The organism is Microbacterium sp. ISL-103 (genome assembly GCF_018613995.1).
GTDB lineage: Bacteria > Actinomycetota > Actinomycetes > Actinomycetales > Microbacteriaceae > Microbacterium.
The window spans coordinates 1-1,359 of sequence record NZ_JAGGPD010000496.1; the positions used below are offsets into that span (position 1 = coordinate 1).

Consider the following 1,359-nt stretch of genomic DNA (forward strand, 5'->3'; position numbering starts at 1 on the left):
CGACATGGCCGACAGCGGGATCCTCCGCTTCGGTCCCCGCTCGGCCGATGTGATCGGGGCGATCGCCCGCGCCCTGTACGCCCCTTCGGAATCCGCGACCTCCGAGCCCGCGAAGTGAGCGGCGAGGTCGTCACCCGCACGCCGTCGAGGCACCGCGGGCTGCGCTTCACGCTCGTCATCATCGGCCTGCTCGCAGCGCTCGTCGTGACCTGCATCGTGTCGATCACGAGTGGTCAGTATTCGCTCTCGCCGACCGACCTCATCGGGGTGCTGCTGCGCGGCATCGGCATCGACACCGCCTGGGCGCCGACCGAGGCGACCGACTACGGCGTGATCTACAACCTGCGCCTCCCCCGCCTCGTGCTCGGCCTGCTCGTCGGCGCCGCCCTCGCAGTGTCGGGCGTGCTCATGCAGGCCATCTTCGGCAACCCGCTGGCAGACGCCGGAGTCGTGGGCGTCTCGTCCGGGGCTGCCCTCGGCGCTGCCGCGAGCATCACGCTGGGCCTCGCCTCGTTCGGCATGTGGACCACCCCCGCCTTCTCCTTCCTCGGCGGGCTGATCGCGGTGCTCGCCGTCTACTTCATCAGCCGTTCGGGAGGCCGCACCGAAGTCGTGACACTCCTGCTGACCGGCATCGCGATCAACGCGATCGCCGGTGCCGGCATGGCCTTCCTCACCTTTCTCGGCACGACGTCGACCCGCGAGCAGATCGTGTTCTGGCAGCTCGGATCGCTCAACGGCGCGCTCTGGTCGAACGTCGCCCTGGTCGCTCCGCTCGTCGCCATCGGCGTGGTCGTCGCCCTGATCGTGTCGCCGCAGCTCGACCTCTTCGCCCTGGGCGAGCGCACCGCCCGACACCTCGGCGTCAACGTCGAACTGCTGCGGATGGTCGTGATCGTCACCGTCGCGATCCTCGTGTGCGCCGCCGTGGCCTTCGCCGGCATCATCGGATTCGCAGGCCTCGTCGTGCCCCACCTGATGCGCATGCTCATCGGCCCCGCGCATCTTCCCCTGATGATCGCGTCGGCACTCGGCGGCGCGCTGCTGATCGCGGTCGCCGACCTGGTCGCCCGCACCGCGGTGCCACTCGCGGATCTGCCGATCGGCATGATCACCTCGCTCGTCGGAGGCCCCTTCTTCCTGTGGCTGCTCGTGCGCACGCGCCGACGGTCGGGAGGATGGGCATGAGCGTGGGGGATGTGGCCACCCGACTGCAGGCCACCGGTGTCACGGTCGTCGTCGGCGGTGGCCGCGCGATCCTCGACGATGCCTCGATCGAGGTCAGAGCCGGCGAGATCCACGCCCTGGTCGGCCCGAACGGCGCGGGCAAGTCGACGATGTTCGGGGTTCTCGCGGGCG

Annotated in this window: 2 protein-coding genes; both read left to right on the forward strand. The window is 70.1% G+C overall.

What is annotated here, in order from left to right:
• Positions 1-114 precede the first annotated feature (114 nt).
• A complete protein-coding gene (locus tag J7E68_RS16510) occupies positions 115-1,188 on the forward strand; it encodes an iron ABC transporter permease (protein WP_215174429.1) in 1,074 nt (357 codons plus the stop codon).
• Positions 1,185-1,359, forward strand: a 175-nt coding sequence (locus tag J7E68_RS16515) for an ATP-binding cassette domain-containing protein (protein ID WP_215174431.1), incomplete at its 3' end; no start/stop codon positions are given. The genes J7E68_RS16510 and J7E68_RS16515, both read left to right, overlap by 4 nt.